General features: G+C 62.6%; 15 protein-coding genes. 12 read left to right on the top strand and 3 right to left on the bottom strand.

All coding sequences use genetic code 11. The annotated features are described in order from the left end of the window. Window positions 1-42 precede the first annotated feature (42 nt). From BM279_RS00565 to BM279_RS00555, 3 genes are all read left to right on the top strand, one after another. Window positions 43-1,848, top strand: coding sequence for a phenylacyl-CoA dehydrogenase (locus tag BM279_RS00565; RefSeq protein WP_093499967.1), 1,806 nt, complete (start codon window positions 43-45; stop codon window positions 1,846-1,848). A 136-nt stretch (window positions 1,849-1,984) separates the two neighbouring features. Further along, window positions 1,985-3,277, top strand: coding sequence for a GGDEF domain-containing protein (locus BM279_RS00560; RefSeq protein WP_093499965.1), 1,293 nt, complete (start codon window positions 1,985-1,987; stop codon window positions 3,275-3,277). 94 nt (window positions 3,278-3,371) lie between these two features. Next, on the top strand, window positions 3,372-5,147 hold the full coding sequence (locus BM279_RS00555; protein ID WP_093499963.1) for an acyl-CoA dehydrogenase C-terminal domain-containing protein: 1,776 nt from the start codon (window positions 3,372-3,374) through the stop codon (window positions 5,145-5,147). A 278-nt stretch (window positions 5,148-5,425) separates the two neighbouring features. Here the strand turns inward: BM279_RS00555 and BM279_RS00550 are convergent, their stop codons facing one another. Further along, window positions 5,426-5,986 (bottom strand): NADPH-dependent FMN reductase, encoded by a 561-nt coding sequence (locus BM279_RS00550; RefSeq protein WP_093499961.1) that lies wholly within the window; start codon window positions 5,984-5,986, stop codon window positions 5,426-5,428. Between the two features lie 201 nt (window positions 5,987-6,187). Here BM279_RS00550 and BM279_RS00545 point away from each other — a divergent pair, with 201 nt between their 5' ends. The 9 genes from BM279_RS00545 to BM279_RS00505 all read left to right on the top strand — a co-directional run bounded on the left by BM279_RS00545 (window position 6,188) and on the right by BM279_RS00505 (window position 15,947). After that, window positions 6,188-6,346, top strand: coding sequence for a YqaE/Pmp3 family membrane protein (locus BM279_RS00545; RefSeq protein ID WP_070884503.1), 159 nt, complete (start codon window positions 6,188-6,190; stop codon window positions 6,344-6,346). A gap of 429 nt (window positions 6,347-6,775) precedes the next feature. Further along, entirely contained in the window at window positions 6,776-7,930 is a 1,155-nt protein-coding gene (locus BM279_RS00540; RefSeq protein WP_093499960.1) for a mandelate racemase family protein, read from the top strand. A gap of 67 nt (window positions 7,931-7,997) precedes the next feature. Continuing rightward, window positions 7,998-9,611 (top strand): ABC transporter substrate-binding protein, encoded by a 1,614-nt coding sequence (locus BM279_RS00535; protein WP_425272657.1) that lies wholly within the window; start codon window positions 7,998-8,000, stop codon window positions 9,609-9,611. A gap of 70 nt (window positions 9,612-9,681) precedes the next feature. Continuing rightward, window positions 9,682-10,719 carry an ABC transporter permease gene (locus BM279_RS00530; protein ID WP_093499958.1) on the top strand — a complete coding sequence of 346 codons (1,038 nt, stop codon included), beginning with the start codon at window positions 9,682-9,684 and terminating at the stop codon, window positions 10,717-10,719. 57 nt (window positions 10,720-10,776) lie between these two features. After that, window positions 10,777-12,387: an ABC transporter substrate-binding protein gene (locus BM279_RS00525; protein ID WP_093499957.1), complete on the top strand. Its 1,611-nt coding sequence runs from the start codon at window positions 10,777-10,779 to the stop codon at window positions 12,385-12,387. Window positions 12,388-12,444: 57 nt separating this feature from the next. After that, window positions 12,445-13,359, top strand: coding sequence for an ABC transporter permease (locus tag BM279_RS00520; RefSeq protein WP_093499956.1), 915 nt, complete (start codon window positions 12,445-12,447; stop codon window positions 13,357-13,359). A 9-nt stretch (window positions 13,360-13,368) separates the two neighbouring features. Further along, window positions 13,369-14,208, top strand: coding sequence for an ABC transporter ATP-binding protein (locus BM279_RS00515; RefSeq protein WP_075928836.1), 840 nt, complete (start codon window positions 13,369-13,371; stop codon window positions 14,206-14,208). 9 nt (window positions 14,209-14,217) lie between these two features. After that, window positions 14,218-14,982: an ABC transporter ATP-binding protein gene (locus BM279_RS00510; RefSeq protein ID WP_093499954.1), complete on the top strand. Its 765-nt coding sequence runs from the start codon at window positions 14,218-14,220 to the stop codon at window positions 14,980-14,982. 230 nt (window positions 14,983-15,212) lie between these two features. After that, window positions 15,213-15,947: an oligogalacturonate-specific porin KdgM family protein gene (locus tag BM279_RS00505; protein WP_093499952.1), complete on the top strand. Its 735-nt coding sequence runs from the start codon at window positions 15,213-15,215 to the stop codon at window positions 15,945-15,947. Window positions 15,948-16,440: 493 nt separating this feature from the next. Here the strand turns inward: BM279_RS00505 and BM279_RS00500 are convergent, their stop codons facing one another. Then, window positions 16,441-17,184, bottom strand: coding sequence for a FadR/GntR family transcriptional regulator (locus BM279_RS00500; protein ID WP_093501183.1), 744 nt, complete (start codon window positions 17,182-17,184; stop codon window positions 16,441-16,443). Between the two features lie 187 nt (window positions 17,185-17,371). Further along, window positions 17,372-17,788: a type IV pilin protein gene (locus BM279_RS00495; RefSeq protein ID WP_093501180.1), complete on the bottom strand. Its 417-nt coding sequence runs from the start codon at window positions 17,786-17,788 to the stop codon at window positions 17,372-17,374. Between the last annotated feature and the right edge of the window lie 9 nt (window positions 17,789-17,797).

Genomic DNA, 17,797 nt, shown 5'->3' with positions numbered 1-17,797 from the left:
GGTCATTCCCAACATAAGAGCCCACCCGCAGAGGTACCCGCTATGCCTGACTACAAGGCCCCCTTGCGCGATATCCGTTTCGTACGTGACGAGCTGCTCGGCTATGACGCGCATTACCAGAGCCTGCCTGGCTGCCAGGACGCCACGCCAGACATGGTCGACGCGATTCTCGAAGAAGGCGCCAAGTTCTGCGAGCAGGTGCTCTCTCCACTGAACCGCGTGGGCGATACCGAAGGTTGCACCTGGAGCGAGTCCGGCGTGAAGACGCCGACCGGTTTCAAGGAAGCCTACAAGCAGTTCGTCGAAGGTGGCTGGCCGAGCCTGGCTCACGATGTCGAGCACGGTGGTCAGGGCTTGCCTGAGTCCTTGGGGCTGGCGGTCAGCGAAATGGTTGGTACCGCCAACTGGTCTTGGGGCATGTACCCAGGCCTGTCCCACGGTGCGATGAATACCATCTCTGCCCACGGCACCGAAGAGCAGCAGCACACCTACCTGACCAAGCTGGTGTCTGGCGAGTGGACCGGTACCATGTGCCTGACCGAGCCGCACTGCGGCACTGATCTCGGCATGCTGCGTACCAAGGCCGAGCCAAAGGCCGATGGCTCCTACAGCATCTCCGGCACCAAGATTTTCATCTCCGCTGGCGAGCACGACATGGCCGACAACATCGTCCATATCGTCCTGGCCCGCCTGCCCGATGCGCCGGCTGGCACCAAGGGGATCTCCCTGTTCATTGTGCCCAAGTTCCTGCCCAATGCCGAAGGCGGCGTAGGTGAGCGCAACGGCGTGAGCTGTGGATCCATCGAACACAAGATGGGCATCCACGGTAATGCCACCTGCGTGATGAACTTCGATTCGGCCACCGGTTTCCTGATCGGCCCGCCGAACAAAGGTCTGAACTGCATGTTCACCTTCATGAACACCGCTCGCCTGGGTACCGCGCTGCAAGGTCTGGCCCACGCCGAGCTGGGCTTCCAGGGCGCCATCAAGTACGCCCGTGAGCGCCTGCAGATGCGTTCGCTGACTGGCCCGAAAGCGCCGGAAAAGGCCGCCGACCCGATCATCGTGCATCCGGACGTGCGCCGCATGCTGCTGACCATGAAGGCGTTCGCCGAAGGCAACCGTGCTATGGTCTACTTCACGGCTAAGCAAGTGGACATCGTCAAGTACGCTCAGGACGAGGAGCAGAAGAAAGCGGCCGACGGTCTGCTGGCCTTCCTGACCCCCATCGCCAAGGCGTTCATGACCGAAGTCGGCTTCGAGTCGGCGTCCCACGGCATGCAGATCTATGGCGGCCACGGCTTCATCAGCGAGTGGGGCATGGAGCAGAACCTGCGCGACTGCCGCATATCGATGATGTACGAAGGCACCACCGGCGTTCAGGCCCTCGACCTGCTGGGTCGTAAGGTGCTGATGACCCAGGGCGAAGCGCTGAAAGGCTTCACCAAGATCGTCCACAAGTTCTGTCAGGCCAATGAAGGCGTTGATGCGCTCAAGGCATTCGTCGAGCCGCTGGCCAAGCTCAACAAGGAGTGGGGCGAAGTCACCATGAAGATCGGCATGGCTGCCATGAAGGATCGTGAGGAAGTCGGTGCCGCTTCGGTCGATTACCTGATGTACTCCGGCTACGCCTGCCTGGCCTACTTCTGGGCCGACATGGCGCGTGTGGCGGCCGAGAAGATCGCCTCCGGCGAGGGTGACCAGGCCTTCTACAAGGCCAAACTGCAGACTGCGCAGTTCTACTACGCGCGCATCCTGCCACGCACCCGCACTCACGTAGCGGCCATGCTTTCCGGTGCCAGTAACCTGATGGACATGAGCGAAGAAGATTTCGCGCTGAGCTACTGATCCGTCAGCGATAAATGAACCGCGGCCTGAGTGCCGCGGTTTTTTATGGGACAGGATCTTATGAGTGCCGGCGTGCGTTGCCGGCTAATTACAGGCAGAATGCCAGCTTCCTCCTTTGGCCATTGCGGAGCCCGCCTTGCCGCGTTTAGTCGCGTTGCGCCTGTGGCATTTCGTGCCGGCCTTGCTGCTGCTTGGGGGCGGCTTGCTGGCCGCGACACTGCCGACCCTGACCGACTTCTTCACCTCGCTGTTCAACGTGCTGCCCACCTCGCTGCTGCTGCTAGGTGGCACCTTCTGCGTGGTTTACGGCCGCCAGCGTGAGCTATTCATGTTGCTGGTGCTCTATCTGGGCTACTACCTGCTCGACGAACAGGCCGATTACTACCGTGAATTCGGCCGGGTGCGCGAGGACGCCGCTCTAGTTTTCCACCTCTGCAGCCTGCTGTTGCCGGCGCTTTACGGCCTGTTCGCGATGTGGCGCGAACGTACCCATCTGATTCAGGATCTGGTTGCGCGTGTGGCCGTATTGCTTGCGGTCGGCGGCGTGGCTGCGGCGTTGGCGCGGCGTTATCCCCATGAGTTGGAGCAGTGGCTCTCAGTGATCCGCTGGCCGTCGCTGCACGCTGGGTGGATGAACCTAGTGCAACTGGCCTATCCAGTATTCCTGCTGGTGATCATCGCCTTGCTGGTTCAGTACCTACGCAAGCCCCGGCCTGTACACGCCGTGCAACTGGTCGGGGCCCTGGCCCTGTTCTGGATGCTGCCCAAGACATTCATCCAGCCCCATGCACTGCAGGTAATGTCCAGCGTTGTGATGTTGATGATCGTCGTCGGCGTGGCCCATGAGGCCTACCAGATGGCTTTTCGTGACGAACTGACCGGATTGCCCGGTCGCCGAGCGTTGAACGAGCGCCTGCAGCGCCTGGGGCGCAATTACGTGATCGCCATGGCCGACGTGGATCACTTCAAGCGATTCAACGATACCCACGGCCATGATACCGGCGACCAGGTGCTGCGCGTGGTGGCCAGCCAACTGCGCAAGGTCGGTGGTGGCGGCAAGGTATATCGTTACGGCGGCGAGGAATTCACCCTGGTGTTCCCCGGCAAGGACGTCGAGCAATGTCTGCCTCACCTGGAAGCGGTACGTCAGGCGGTCGAGCGTTATCAGATTCAGCTGCGTGATCAGCAACTACGCCCGGTCGACGACAGAGTAGGGCGGCAACGTCGTGCCGGCGCAGGCGCATCCCAGGTGTCGGTGACGGTCAGCATCGGCGTGGCCCAGCCTAGCAGCGAGCACCGCAGTGTGGAGGAGGTGCTCAAGGCGGCCGACAAGGCGCTTTATGGCGCCAAGAGCGCCGGGCGCAACTGCGTGAGCAGCCAGATGCAGCGCCGCCGCGGCGCGGTAAAGGTGAAGGCTGATCCGGCCTGACCGATCGGTGGTCGACCGGTCACGACACGACCCTATGTCTCTGAAAAGTTGTTGCGCTAGACTCGGTTTCTGACCGTGCTACCGAGGATTTCCCATGGCCGACTACAAAGCTCCCCTGCGTGACATGCGCTTCGTGCTCAACGAAGTTTTCCAGGTTTCCAAACTCTGGGCGCAGTTGCCTGCCCTGGCCGAGGTCGTCGACGAGGAAACTGCCAACGCGATTCTCGAGGAGGCAGGCAAGATTACTGCCGGCATGATCGCGCCCCTGAATCGCGCCAGTGACGAGGAGGGCTGCACCTGGGCCAATACCGAGGTACGCACGCCGGCTGGCTTCATCGAGGCCTACAACGCTTACGCCGAGGGCGGCTGGGTTGGCGTGGGCGGTGACCCGCAGTTCGGCGGCATGGGCATGCCCAAGGTTATCTCCGCCCAGGTCGAAGAGATGGTCAACTCGTCCAGCCTGTCGTTCGGTCTCTACCCGATGCTTACCGCTGGCGCTTGCCTGTCGATCAACGCCCACGCCAGCGAAGAGCTCAAGCAGACCTATTTGCCCAATATGTACGCGGGTGTCTGGGCCGGCTCGATGTGCCTGACCGAGCCCCACGCCGGTACCGACCTGGGCATCATCCGCACCAAGGCTGAGCCGCAAGCTGACGGCAGCTACAAGGTCAGCGGCACCAAGATCTTCATCACCGGCGGTGAGCATGACCTGACCGAGAACATCATCCACCTGGTGCTGGCCAAGCTGCCGGATGCACCGGCCGGGCCCAAGGGCATCTCGCTGTTTCTGGTGCCCAAGTTCATGGTCAACGCCGACGGCTCGCTGGGCGAGCGCAACGCGGTGTCCTGTGGCTCGATCGAACACAAGATGGGCATCAAGGCCTCAAGCACCTGTGTGATGAATTTCGATGGCGCCACCGGCTACATCATCGATGCGCCGAACCGCGGCCTGGCGGCGATGTTCACCATGATGAACTATGAGCGCCTGGGCGTTGGTATCCAGGGGCTGTCGACCGGTGAGCGTTCCTACCAGAGCGCCATCGAGTATGCCCGCGAGCGCATTCAGAGCCGTGCGCCGACCGGTGCGGTGGCCAAGGACAAGGCGGCTGATCCGATCATCGTGCATCCGGACGTGCGCCGCATGTTGCTGACCATGAAGGCCTTCAACGAAGGCGGTCGCGCCTTCTCCAGCTACGTAGCCTTGCAACTCGATACCGCCAAGTACAGCGAGGACGAAACCATCCGCCAGCGCGCCGAAGAGTTGGTAGCACTGCTGACGCCGGTGGCCAAGGCCTTCCTTACCGACCTGGGATTGGAGACCACCATCCACGGTCAGCAGGTGTTCGGTGGTCACGGCTACGTGCGCGAGTGGGGCCAGGAGCAGCTGGTGCGCGACTGTCGCATCACGCAGATCTACGAAGGCACCAACGGCATTCAGGCACTGGATCTGGTCGGCCGTAAGATCGTCGGCAATGGTGGAGCCTTCTGCCGGCATTTCACCGACGAAGTGCGAGCCTTTGCCAGCGATGCTGCATTGACCGAGGAATTCAGGGCGCCGCTGCTGGAGGCCGTCGAGATTCTGGAAACCCAGACGGCAGCACTGCTCGCACGTGCGCAAGGCAATCCGAATGAGATCGGGGCTGCTTCCGTGGAGTACCTGCACCTGTTCGGCTACACCGCCTACGCCTACATGTGGGCGATGATGGCGAAGGCGGCGCAGGGCAAGGAAGGGCAGGATGATTTCTACTCCAGCAAGCTGGGCACCGCACGTTTCTACTTCGCCCGCCTGCTGCCGCGCATCCACTCACTGAACGCCTCGGTGGGCGCAGGCAGCGACAGCCTGTATCTGCTGGCCGCCGAGCAGTTCTGAGTCTGTGAGCCGCGTGTAGGCTATTGCTTACACGCGGTTCTGCCTTTAGCCACTATGGCCACCTGCGGCACAGGCGTAATCTTCACTTCACGGACTTAGCGCAGGAAGCGCACTGAACAGACAAGGATACGTGGGACGCTGCCAGGATGGCGGATTGATCAAGGATGTCAGGTTCAGGTCTGAAAAACCCCGCCTCGGCGGGGTTTTCTTTTTGTGCGGCAAAAACAGTTTGGTTGCACCGCGGCTAGAGCCCGCTGGGCGGGCTCTCGGGCTCAGCCTTATGGCTTCGCCGTCTTCTCTACCCAGGCTGCAAAGGTGTCGATGTACTTCTGCAGGAAGGGCTTGATGCTGTCGCTCAGCTTGCCGCTTTCATCGAAGAAGTTACCGGCACCGCCCAGATAGGCCTCGGGCTGTTGCAGCACCGGCATGTCAAGGAACACCAGAGCCTGACGCAGGTGATGGTTGGCGCCGAAGCCACCGATGGCACCTGGCGAGGCGCTGACAACGCCGGCCGGTTTGCCGCTCAGGGCGCTCTGCCCGTAAGGCCGCGAGGCGACGTCTACGGCATTCTTCATCGGCGCTGGGATCGTGCGGTTATATTCGGGGGTCACGAACAGCACGGCGTCAGCGGCTTTGAGCGCGTTACGGAAGGTGGTGTAGGCGGCTGGAGCCGGATCGACGTCGATGTCTTCGTTGTAAAGCGGCAGCTCACCGATCTCGACGATATTCAGTTTCAGCTGCTGTGGCGCCAGATCGGCGAGTGCCAATGCCAGCTTGCGGTTGATCGACGCCTTGCGCAGGCTGCCAACCAGGACGGCCACGTTGTAGGTTTTGCTCATGAGAACTCTCCTCAAAGGGGTGGAGCTGTTATAGACAGGGCCAGCACACTATAGACTCCGTACGATGACAGGAAAGCTCACGAACCTGTCTGGCTGGCACCGTTGCGGCGGTCAGCGCGTGATTTTTCTTGAACCGGATATCGCCAGCACCAGTCGATTGTGGGGTAACGCCCGGTTGGGCCCACTAATAGGACTACCATCATGGATCTGATCCGTATTCTGATCGCCATTCTTCTCCCTCCGTTGGGGGTTTTCCTGCAGGTCGGCTTCGCTGGCGCCTTCTGGCTGAATATCCTGCTGACGTTGCTAGGTTATTTTCCTGGCATCATTCATGCCGTGTACATCATCGCCAAGCGCTGACGTTCAGGCGTTTACAAGAACCGCGCACTGCGCGGTTTTTTATTGCCTGGAGAAGCTATCTGCCGTGCTGTTGCTGTATGACAACCTTCCTGGGTTGTTCTTTTTTGGCGTGCCTGGTGAGGCTTTCGCATCGCCGTATGTAGATGGAAAATTCACGCCCTGATTGTTTTTCTGCAGCTTTCCACATTTCATATGTGGCTTCGAGTGCGCGGCTAAACATTATTTAAATTGCTGTTTTTATTTATTTTTTAGTGTTTTTTAGACGCTTTTTAGAGTGGTGATGATGGCCATTTGATGGGCAGATAAACCCCATTTTTCTTCTTTACAGCTTCTTGACAGCGTTGGGGATAACGGCAATTATCTGCTCATTCGCTGTATGACAACATACATCGGGGCACTCAAATAATCACAAGATCCAAGGCGCGTTCAATGAAGATCACTCAGGTCAATGTCGAGGTTTTCACCTACCCCACCCGCCGCAGCGTCGACGCGGCCGGCCACGCCCATCCGGGCGAAGAGTCGCTGGCCAAGATGGCCATACTGCGCGTCGCCACTGAGGACGGTACTGAAGGCTATGCCTTCGGGGCGCCCGAACTGATCCGCCCGCACATCATCGACAGCTTCGTGCGCAAGGTGCTGATCGGCCAGAACGCCCTGGACCGCGAGAAGATCTGGCAGGACCTGGCCCATTGGCAGCGCGGCAGTGCCAGTCAGTTGACCGACCGCGCTCTGGCGCTGGTCGAGCAGGCGCTGTGGGACTGGGCAGGGCGCAAATTCAAGCAGCCGGTGCACAAGCTCATCGGCGGCTATCGCGACAAGGTGCTGGCCTATGGGTCGACCATGTGTGGTGACGACCTGCCGGGCGGCCTGTCGACCCCAGAGGAGTACGGCCGCTTCGCCGAGCAACTGGTTGCCCGTGGCTACAAGGCGATCAAGCTGCACACCTGGATGCCGCCGATCTCCTTCGCGCCAGATCCTAAGATGGACGTGCGCGCCTGCGCCGCGGTGCGCGAGGCGGTCGGCCCGGATATCGCGCTGATGCTCGACGGCTACCACTGGTACAGCCGTACCGACGCGCTGTATATCGGCCGTGAGCTGGAGAAGCTCGACTTCGCCTGGTTCGAAGAACCGATGATGGAGGAGTCCGCCGAGTCCTATGCGTGGCTGGCGGCCAACCTGGACATCCCGGTACTGGGCCCAGAATCCCTCGGCGGCAAGTACATGAGCCGTGCCAGCTGGGTCGGGCAGGGCGCCTGTGACATTCTGCGCGCCGGTGTGGCCGGGGTCGGCGGTATCGCGCCGTGCCTGAAGGTCGCGCACCTGGCCGAAGCCTACGGCATGCACTGCGAGATCCACGGTAACGGTGCCGCCAACCTGGCGGTGGTCGGTGCGATCAAGAACTGCGACTGGTACGAGCGCGGCCTGCTGCACCCGTTCCTGGAATACGACGACGTGCCGGCCTACCTGAACAGCATCGTCGACCCGATGGACCGCGACGGCTACGTGCACCTGCCGGATCGTCCGGGCCTCGGCGAGGACATCAACTTCGCTTACATCGAGACCAACACCGTCAATCGCTACTGATGCACCGCTGCGCAGCCGTGTGCGGCTGCGCCGTTTCTGAGTCGAATAAATATAAGAAGGCCGTCTCATGATCAAACCACTTCCGCATCTGCTGGCGGGCCTGCTGGCCGCCACCCTGGCACTGGGCACCGCCACCGCGGTGCAGGCCAAGACGCCTGCCGACCAGCTCATCGTCGGCATGAGCATGATCAACCTGTTGTCCCTCGATCCGGCCGCCGCCACGGGCCTGGACGTGTCCGAGGTGAACGCCAACCTGTACGACATGCTGCTGGTGCAGGACGCTTCCGCGCCGGACACCCTGGTGCCGGCTCTGGCCGAGCGCTGGGAAATCAGCGACGACCATAAGACGCTGACCTTCCACTTGCGCAGCGGCGTCAAGTTCCACTCCGGTAACGAGCTGACCGCCCAGGACGTGATCTGGTCGCTGCAGCGCGTGCTCAAGCTCAATCTGGCGCTGGCCTCGACCTGGAAGGCCTACGGCTTCACCGCCGATAACGTCGAACAGCAGATCCGCGCGACCGACGACCACACCGTGGTGATCGAACTGGCTCGCCCGACCGACCCGGTGCTGGTGCTCAATACCCTGGCCACCTCGCCCAGTGCCTTCATCCTCGACCAGAAAGAGGTGCTCAAGCACGACAAGAATGGCGACATGGGCGGCGCCTGGCTGACCACCAACGCAGCGGGCAGCGGGCCGTTCGTGCTCAACGCCTGGCGCGCCAACGACGTGATCCTGATGACTCGTTTCGAGGATTACTGGGGTGGCCCGGCCAAGCTCAAGCGCGTGGTGATGCGCAACATGACCGAGTCGCAGTCGCTGCGCCTGATGGTCGAGCGGGGTGACCTGGACATCGCCCGTGGCATGTCGGCACCGGACATCACCGCACTGAGCAGCTCGGACAAGGTCAAGACCCAGACCGTGCAGCGCGGCACCCTTTACTACGTGGCGCTGAGCACCAAGCAGCCGATGTTCGCCGATGCCCGCGTGCGCAAGGCGGTTCGCTCGCTGATCGACTACCAGGGCATCAACGATGTGGTGATGCCGCACTACGGCACCCTCAACCAGCGCCCGATGCCGCTCGGCTTGCCGGCGCGCCTGGATGATCCGGGCTATCGCCTGAACGTCGAGGAAGCCAAGAAGCTGCTCGCCGAGGCCGGCTATCCGGATGGTTTCCAGACCACCATTCGCGTGCTCGCCGAACCCCCGTTCATCAATATTGCCTCCAGCCTGCAGTCGACCCTGGCCCAGGCCGGCATCAAGGCACGCATCGTCACCGGTACCGGTACCCAGGTGTACGGCTCCATGCGCGAGCGCACCTTCGACATCATCGTCGGCCGCGGCGGCGGCGGTGCCGAGCGGCACCCGCACTCCAGTCTGCGCACCCTGGTGTACAACCCGGATAACCGCGACGAAGCCAAGCTGAGCAACTTCCAGGGCTGGCGCACCTCGTTCCACAGCCCGGAGCTCAACACGCTGATCGAGCAGGCCGAAGTGGAACCGGACAAGCAGAAGCAACGGGAGCTGTATCACCAGTTTCAGAACCTCTACCACGAGCAGGTTGGCGCCATCATGCCGATCTCGCAGATGACCGACACGGTGGTGATCTACCACGATGTGGTCGGCTACGTCGGTCACAGCGCGGCGACCACGCGCTACAAGGATGTGCACAAGGATCGTTGAGCCGCCGGGCGGCTCAGGCCGCCCGATGCGACACGGACACGAACTCGCTGCGATCAATCGGGAGCTCCTCATGTTTGCTTCGACTGCGTCTTTCTTCGGCACGCGGATGGGCGGCACCTCACGCCGTTTCGGTGCGGTGCTGATGACCCTGCTGGGCCTCTTGGCCATGACCTTCTTCATCGGCCGCGTGATGCCTCTGGACCCGGTGCTGGCGGTGGTCGGCCCGGATGCCGATAGCTCCACCTATGACCAGGTCTATCAGGCCATGGGCCTCGACCGACCACTGCTGGTGCAGTTCGGCTATTACCTGCGCGACCTGGCCCAGGGCAATTTCGGCAACGCGCTGCTCACCGGCCATCCGGTGATCGAGGACATCGCCCGGGTGTTCCCGGCGACCATCGAGCTGGCCACCCTGGCGATCATCTTCGGCGTGGTGATCGGCCTGCCGCTGGGCGTGTTCGCCGCAGCCAACCAGGGGCGCATCGGCGATCACTTGGCCCGCGTGGTCACCCTGTTCGGTTACTCCACGCCGATCTTCTGGCTGGGCATGATGGGCCTTCTGGTGTTCTACGCCTGGCTCGGCTGGGCCGGCGGGGCAGGGCGCATCGACCTGGCGTACGACGGCATGGTGCCGTCGGTAACCGGCATGCTGCTGATCGACAGCGCCATCGCCGGCGACTGGGAAGCCTTCTCCAGCGCGCTCAAGCACATCCTCCTGCCGGCACTGATCCTGGGCCTCAACTCGGTGGCCTACATCAGCCGCATGACGCGCAGCTTCATGCTCGAGCAGCTGTCCCAGGAATACATCCTCACCGCCCGGGTCAAGGGCCTGTCGCGGCACAAGGTGATCTGGGGCCATGCCTTCCGCAACATCCTCGTGCAGTTGCTCACCGTAGTGGCGCTTGCCTACGGCTCGCTACTCGAAGGCGCGGTGCTGATCGAGACGGTGTTCGCCTGGCCCGGTTTCGGCCAGTACCTGACCAGCAGCCTGCTGCTCGGCGACATGAATGCGGTGATGGGCTGCGTGCTGGTGATCGGCTTCATCTTCGTCGGCCTCAACCTGCTCAGCGATGCACTGTACAAGGTGTTCGATCCGCGCACCCGCTGACCTGATACCCACCAATCGATTGCAGCCCTTCAATAATTACAAAATAGGGATATCCGCATGAAATCGTTTCGCTCCACCGTGCTGAGCGCGGTATTCGGTGCGCTGCTGTGCGCCGCTCCACTGCTGAACGCCCAGGCCAAGACGCCAGGCGATCAACTGATCGTCGGCATGAGCATGGCCAACCTGTTCTCCATCGACCCGGCCAACGCACCGGGGCTGGATGCCTCGGGCATCAATGCCAACCTCTACGACACGCTGATCCTGCGCAAGGACGGCAGCCCCGACGAGCACGTGCCGCAACTGGCCGAGCGCTGGGAAGCCAGCGAGGACGGTCGCCAACTGACCTTCCACCTGCGCAGCGACGCGCGTTTCCATTCCGGCAACCCGGTCACCGCCGAAGACGTGGCCTGGTCGCTGTATCGCGTGCTCAAGCTCAACTACGGCCTGGCCACCACCTGGAAGGCCTACGGCTACACGCTCGACAACATTCAGCAGTTGATCCGCGCCAGCGACGAATCGACCCTGGTCATCGACCTGCCGCAGCCGACCGACCCGCTGCTGATGATCGACACCCTGGCCACCTCGCCAAGCGCCGTGGTGCTGGATCGCAAGACCGTGCTCGAGCACGAGAGGAACGGCGACCTCGGCGCCGCCTGGCTGGTGACCAACGAAGCTGGCAGCGGCCCGTTCACCCTCAGCGCCTGGCGCGCCAACGACACCCTGGTGATGACCGCATTCGCTGATTACTGGGGCGGCGCCAGCAAGCTCAAGCGCGTGCTGATCCGTCATATCACCGAGTCGCAGTCGCTGCGCCTGATGCTCGAGCGCGGTGACCTGGACATGGGCTACGGCATGGCCGCCTCCGACGTCCAGGCGCTGGCTGCCAAGGGCCAGATGCAGATCCAGACCCTGCCGCGCGGCACTATGTATTACGTGGCGATGAGCATGAAGTCGGCGCCGTTCGATGACATTCGTGTGCGCAAGGCCGTGCGCTCGCTGATCGACTATCAGGGCCTGGACAAGGTGGTGATGCCTTATTACGGCAAGCTCAACCAGCAGCCGATGCAGCTGGGTTTGGAGGCGCGCCTGCCGGATCCTGGCTACACACTGGACGTCGAGGCCGCCAAGAAACTGCTGGCCGAGGCCGGCCACCCGCAGGGCTTCAAGACCACCATCCGCACCCTGGCCGAGCCGCCGTTCGTGAATATCGCCGCCAGCCTGCAGTCGACCCTGGCCCAGGCCGGCATCCAGGCGAGCATCATCACCGGCACCGGCAACCAGGTGTACGGCGCCATGCGTGCGCGCAACTTCGAGATCATCGTGGCCCGCGGCGCCGAGCGTTATCCGCATCCGTACTTCAGCCTGCGCACCTTCGTCTACAACCCGGACAACCGCGATGATGCCGGCATCGCCAACTTCCAGGGCTGGCGCGCGGCCTTCCAGGACGCCGAACTCAACGGCCTGATCGACAAGCTCGGGGTGGAGCGTGACGAAGCCGCCAAGCTGAGCATGTACCACCGCGTGCAGCAGCGTTACGACGAGCTGGCGGGGCCGATCATGATGATCTCGCAGATGACCGATCCGGTGGTCAGCTCGGCCGACGTCAAGGGATTCCAGGGCGCCGATGCCGAGGCGACGCGTTACCTGGGTGTGTACAAGCAGCGTTGAGCGATCGGGCGCGGCACTGCGCCCGGTACCGAGCGAATCGAGTAACGGAGGCATACGATGATTGCCAACATCTCTTCATCTTCATCCCTGAAACGGGCGAACGGCCAGGCGCCGGTCTCCGCGTTCCAGGCGTTCCGTCTGAGCAGCGTGCGGGTCATGCAGCATCTGCTGCGCAACCCCATGACGCTGATGGGCTCCGCCGTGGTGGCGCTGCTGGTGCTGGTGGCGGCCTTCGCGCCGTTGATCGCCACCCACGACCCCATCGTGCAGAACCTCGGCAACGCCCTGCAGGCACCGAGCGCGGCGCACTGGTTCGGCACCGACGAGTTCGGCCGCGACGTGTTCAGCCGGCTGGTCTACGGCTCGCGCATCACCCTGTACATCATTGCCCTGGTGACCATCATCGTTGGTCCTATCGGCCTGTTGATCGGCACCGTTTCCGGCTACTTCGGCGGCTTCGTCGACGCGCTTTTCATGCGCATCACCGACATCTTCATTTCGTTCCCCAGCCTGGTGCTGGCGCTGGCCTTCATCGCCGCCCTGGGCCCAGGCCTGGAGCACGCGGTGATTGCCATCGCGCTGACCTCCTGGCCACCGATCGCCCGTCTGGCCCGGGCGGAAACCCTGTCGCTGCGCAACGCCGACTTCGTGGTCGCCGTGCAGCTGCAGGGCGCCTCGTCGCCGCGCATCATCCTGCGTCACATCATGCCCATGTGCCTGTCGTCGGTGATCATCCGCCTGACCATGAACATGGCCAGCATCATTCTCACCGCCGCTGCCCTGGGCTTTCTCGGCCTGGGCGCCCAGGCGCCGCTGCCGGAGTGGGGCGCGATGATTTCCACCGGGCGTCGTTACATGCTCGAGTGTTGGTGGCTGGTAGCCGTTCCGGGGGTAACCATCATGCTGGTCAGCCTGGCGTTCAACCTGTTGGGTGACGGTCTGCGCGACGTCCTCGACCCGCGCAGCAATTAAGGAGGCAGCATGTCTGCGATCAAACTCGACGTGCAGGATCTCTGCGTGCGCTTCACCAGTGGCCGCAAGGAGGTCGATGCAGTGCGCAATGTCTCCTTCAGCCTGGGCCGCGAGAAGCTGGCCATCGTCGGCGAATCCGGCTCGGGCAAATCCACCGTGGGCCGCAGCCTGCTGCGTCTGCACCCGGCCAGTGCGCGGATCACCGCCAAGGCCATGACCCTGGGCGACGTCGACCTGCTGACCGCCAGCGAGAAACAGGTGCAGGCAATTCGTGGCAAGCGCATCTCGATGATCATGCAGGACCCCAAGTACTCGCTGAACCCGGTGGTACGCGTCGGCGAGCAGATCGCCGAGGCCTACCTGGCGCACCACCGCGCCAGCAAGGCCGACGCCCGCGAGCGGGTGCTGGACATGCTCGACAAGGTGCACATCCGTGATCCGCAACGGGTGTACGGGCTCTACCCGCACGAGGTGTCGGGCGGCATGGCGCAGCGCATCATGATCGCCATGATGGTGATTACCGACCCCGACATCATCGTCGCCGACGAGCCGACCTCGGCACTCGACGTCTCGGTGCGTCGCCAGGTGCTCAGTGTGCTCGACGAGCTGGTCAGCCAGCGTGACCTGGGGCTGATCCTGATCAGCCACGACCTCAACATGGTGCGCAGTTTCTGCGACCGCGTGCTGGTGATGTACGCCGGCCGTGTGGTCGAGGCACTGGACGCCGCCGAGCTGGACAACGCCAGGCATCCCTACACCCAGGGCCTGCTGGCCGCATTGCCGAGCATCGATCGCCCCCGTCCGCGTCTGCCCAACCTGCAGCGCGATCCCCTCTGGCTGACTCATTGAGGCCCCCCCATGGCCATGATCGAAGTGGATTCACTCAACCTCAGTTTCGGTGACAGCGCGGCGCGCAGTCAGGTGCTCTACGACGTTGCCCTGCGCGTCGAGGAGGGCGAGTCGTTCGGCCTGGTCGGCGAGTCCGGCTCGGGCAAGACCACGGTGCTGCGTTGCCTGGCCGGGCAGTACCGGCACTGGGAAGGGCAGCTGAGCATCGCCGGGCGCGGTTTGCGCCACAAGCTCGACCTGGCGCATTTCCGTCAGGTGCAGATGGTCTTCCAGGACCCCTACGGCTCGCTGCACCCGCGGCACACCATCGACTCGGCGCTCAGCGAACCACTCGCCGTGCATGGCATCGGCAACCGCGGCGATCGGGTCACCGCGATCCTCAACAGGGTCGGCCTGAATGACAGCTTCCGCTATCGCTACCCGCACCAGTTGTCCGGTGGGCAGCGCCAGCGCGTGGCCATCGCCCGCGCCTTGATTCTCGAGCCGCGCGTGCTGCTGCTCGACGAGCCGACCTCGGCGCTGGACGTGTCCGTGCAGGCGGAGATTCTCAACCTGCTCTCCGACCTGCGTGAGCAGGAAGGCCTGACCTACCTGATGGTCACCCATGACCTGGGCGTGGTCGCCCATCTCTGTGACCGCGTGGCGGTCATGCAGCACGGGCGCATCGTCGAAACCCTCGACACCGCGCTGCTGGCGCAGAACCGCGCCGAGCATGCCTACACCCAGTTGCTGGTCGATGCCAGCCGCGACATCGGTGCCGTCGCACCCCCCTGATGGCCTGACGGCGCCTCGGCTGCCAAGCGGCGGCTGAGGCGACCCACGCGTTAGCGCGAACTCCCTGCTGACTTTTCGACACGGGCCTCGAGGCCCGCGGCACGGGCTCGCCTGCGCGTTACCCACCCCGTGATTCCAGACATGCGGACACAGCGCTGCAGGGCGGCGCTTTGCCCGAAACCAGGCAACACGAAATTCAACCCATAGAAAACAATAAGAAGGTCACCACGATGAACAAGAAAACACTCACGCTGCGTCTGCTCGCCTGCCTGCTTTCCAGCGCCGCCGTCGGTAGCGCCTGGGCCGACAGCGCCTCGATCAACTACCGCCACCAGTATCTGGACGACGACCGCATGCACGCCGACCGGATCAAGCTGTCCTATCGCATGGACAATGGCTGGGGCTTCGAGGGCGAGCTCAAGTACCGTACCGCCGGTGATCGCAAGGACGTCGCCTTCGACAACACGGTGTCGAGCGGCCACGAGCTGACTACCAGCTATCAGTACAAGCCCAATGCGGTATCGACCTGGCAGCCGGCCATTCAGCTGGACAGCAACGAGAACGGCACCACCTACAAGTTCGGCGTGCGCTATACCCACAGGCTGAGCGACCAGTTCTACGTCGCCGCCCGCTACCGCTTCGATGCCCTGAAACTGAACCGCGACCGCATCGACGAGGAGGTGCCGGACCGCGGCTCCGACAACCGCAACACCCAGCGTTACGAGGGCTGGTTGGGCTATACGCCAGCGGGCAGGCTGTCGTACGAGTACCAGTACATCCACTTCAAGACCGACTACATCCGCTACGACAACAAGAAGAGCGACTACGAGCAAAACCTGGTCGTGAAGTACAAATGGGACAAATCCTGGGCGCCGTTCTTCGAGATTGGCGATATCAAGGTCAGTGCGACCGATGACGACCGTCAACTGCGCTGGCGCATCGGGGTGCAGTACAACTTCATGTAAGAACCTGTTCAAGGTCTTGAGCTCAGGTTCGTCGATTTTGGCAGCTGAGTGGCGGGAGCGGACATCGGCGGGGTATTTGTGGGAGCGGGCCATGCCTGCGAAAAATCACGGGCATGGACTGGGCGCCCCCGCCCGTTCCCACAGGTGAAGCAACGATGTCTGCTTTTGCCTTGTAGCAGCCTCTTGCATGTTGTCTGAGAAGATCGTCAACAGCCTCTGAGAAGAAACTGACCACCGCAAATAAGCGCCGGGGCTTGGCTATAGCCCCGGCGTTGGTGTTTATGGCTATGTCAGGTGGCATTGGGTGATTCGGTACCGGCCTCACCATTCGCCCCGGGGCTCCCACCGAATTTGCATGCACCGCACCGAATTGCACACACCAGCCCGGATCCGCAAGAGCGCCGCCCCGGCGCGTAGCGATAGCGGCCATTCAGCATTACGAGCGCTTGGGGTGCGATTTATTCTGCAGAAAGGTGACTCGCTATGCGTCTGCTTAAGCGCGGCGCTGGGCCTTGAGCAGGCGCTCTCGGCTGTTGATCAGGTGCAACTGCATGGCCGCCCGGGCGCAGTCGACGTCGCCGCGGGCGATGGAGTCGTAGATCATCTCGTGTTCGAGGCTGAGGTTTTCCTTGTAGGCCTCGCCGTCCTCGTGGGCCTTGTAGGCCGAGTTGAACTTGTTGCGCGGAATCTGCTTGGCGCCCAAGTGCTTCATGATATCGAGCAGGTGCGGGTTGTCGGCCGCCTTGGCGATCTTGATATGGAACTGGAAGTCCGCACTGATCGGCAGGCCTGCCGGCAGCTGCACGGCGCCTTGCTGGATGGCATCCAGCGCCACGCGAATCTCCTGCAGCGACTCGGGCGTGCGCCGCTGCGCCGCCAGGCCGACTGCCGCCACCTCCAGGCTCATGCGCAGCTCCAGCAGCTCCAGCACGTCCTTGGCGGTACTGATGGTCGCCGGGCCAAGCTTGAGCTCCGGCGCCGCCGGCATGTCGCACACGAACGTACCCACGCCACGACGCGTTTCCACCAGGCCCGCCACCTGCAGGCGCGACAACGCATCACGTACCACGGTACGGCTGACCCCTTCGGCGCGCATGATATCCAGCTCCGCCGGCAGCTTCTCGCCGCGCTTCAGGGTGCCGTCACGCATGTGCTGGGAAATCTTCGCAACCAGGTCTTCAGCCAAGCGGCTGCGCTGCTTACGCGGGGGAAGCGACCAAATCGGGTTGTCCTGCATCATCGGTCCGTTGTTGTTTCGTTATCGGTGTACGACCGCAATGCTGGCGATTTGGTCGCATCGAATGACAGGCGGTGATAGTAGCAGTAGTGAGCAGAGGTGTGATGACTGAGGCGGTATCAGGTGGGCAGATGCCCTGATGCTGGTGAAACGGGCGCTGTTTGCAGCGCCCGTAGCAGTGCTGGTGTTATCGCCAGCAATCCGTGGCATTTGCGCCGCTGGCAGTAGCTCCCCGTGTGCCCGTGGCGGTTAATGTCAGATTACCGCACTTGCTGTCACCGAATTGCTGCGTGGCCGTCAGGGTATAACCCCCGTCCTTGTCCACTTTGCTGACAGAGAAGACGTATTTGCCAGTGGCCGATTTATTGCCGCTTCCCAAGTTAATGCCAAGTTTGCCGATATCGGCCTCCTTGGTGATGTAGGTGTTGTTCTGGCTGAAGTAGCGCTCCTGTCTGGCTGCTGCATCGCTGAGTAGTGCCTGCCCTTCGGTGCGATTGCCACGCTTCACATACTCGTCGTAACTCGGGTAGGCGATAGCGGCGAGAATGCCGATTATCGCCACCACGATCATCATTTCGATCAGCGTAAAGCCTTTCTGGCTCATACCTCTGTA

Origin of the sequence: Phytopseudomonas straminea (assembly GCF_900112645.1) — a bacterium.
Classification (GTDB): domain Bacteria; phylum Pseudomonadota; class Gammaproteobacteria; order Pseudomonadales; family Pseudomonadaceae; genus Aquipseudomonas; species Aquipseudomonas straminea.
Note: the sequence above shows the minus strand (reverse complement) of the source record. Positions and strands in the feature narration are given on the sequence as shown.

Coding starts and splice junctions, on each gene's coding strand:
- BM279_RS00565 (WP_093499967.1), top strand. CDS start 43: ATGCCTGACTACAAGGCCCCCTTGCGCGATATCCGTTTCGTACGTGAC.
- BM279_RS00555 (WP_093499963.1), top strand. CDS start 3,372: ATGGCCGACTACAAAGCTCCCCTGCGTGACATGCGCTTCGTGCTCAAC.
- BM279_RS00550 (WP_093499961.1), bottom strand. CDS start 5,986: ATGAGCAAAACCTACAACGTGGCCGTCCTGGTTGGCAGCCTGCGCAAG.
- BM279_RS00545 (WP_070884503.1), top strand. CDS start 6,188: ATGGATCTGATCCGTATTCTGATCGCCATTCTTCTCCCTCCGTTGGGG.
- BM279_RS00540 (WP_093499960.1), top strand. CDS start 6,776: ATGAAGATCACTCAGGTCAATGTCGAGGTTTTCACCTACCCCACCCGC.
- BM279_RS00535 (WP_425272657.1), top strand. CDS start 7,998: ATGATCAAACCACTTCCGCATCTGCTGGCGGGCCTGCTGGCCGCCACC.
- BM279_RS00530 (WP_093499958.1), top strand. CDS start 9,682: ATGTTTGCTTCGACTGCGTCTTTCTTCGGCACGCGGATGGGCGGCACC.
- BM279_RS00525 (WP_093499957.1), top strand. CDS start 10,777: ATGAAATCGTTTCGCTCCACCGTGCTGAGCGCGGTATTCGGTGCGCTG.
- BM279_RS00520 (WP_093499956.1), top strand. CDS start 12,445: ATGATTGCCAACATCTCTTCATCTTCATCCCTGAAACGGGCGAACGGC.
- BM279_RS00515 (WP_075928836.1), top strand. CDS start 13,369: ATGTCTGCGATCAAACTCGACGTGCAGGATCTCTGCGTGCGCTTCACC.
- BM279_RS00510 (WP_093499954.1), top strand. CDS start 14,218: ATGGCCATGATCGAAGTGGATTCACTCAACCTCAGTTTCGGTGACAGC.
- BM279_RS00505 (WP_093499952.1), top strand. CDS start 15,213: ATGAACAAGAAAACACTCACGCTGCGTCTGCTCGCCTGCCTGCTTTCC.
- BM279_RS00500 (WP_093501183.1), bottom strand. CDS start 17,184: ATGCAGGACAACCCGATTTGGTCGCTTCCCCCGCGTAAGCAGCGCAGC.
- BM279_RS00495 (WP_093501180.1), bottom strand. CDS start 17,788: ATGAGCCAGAAAGGCTTTACGCTGATCGAAATGATGATCGTGGTGGCG.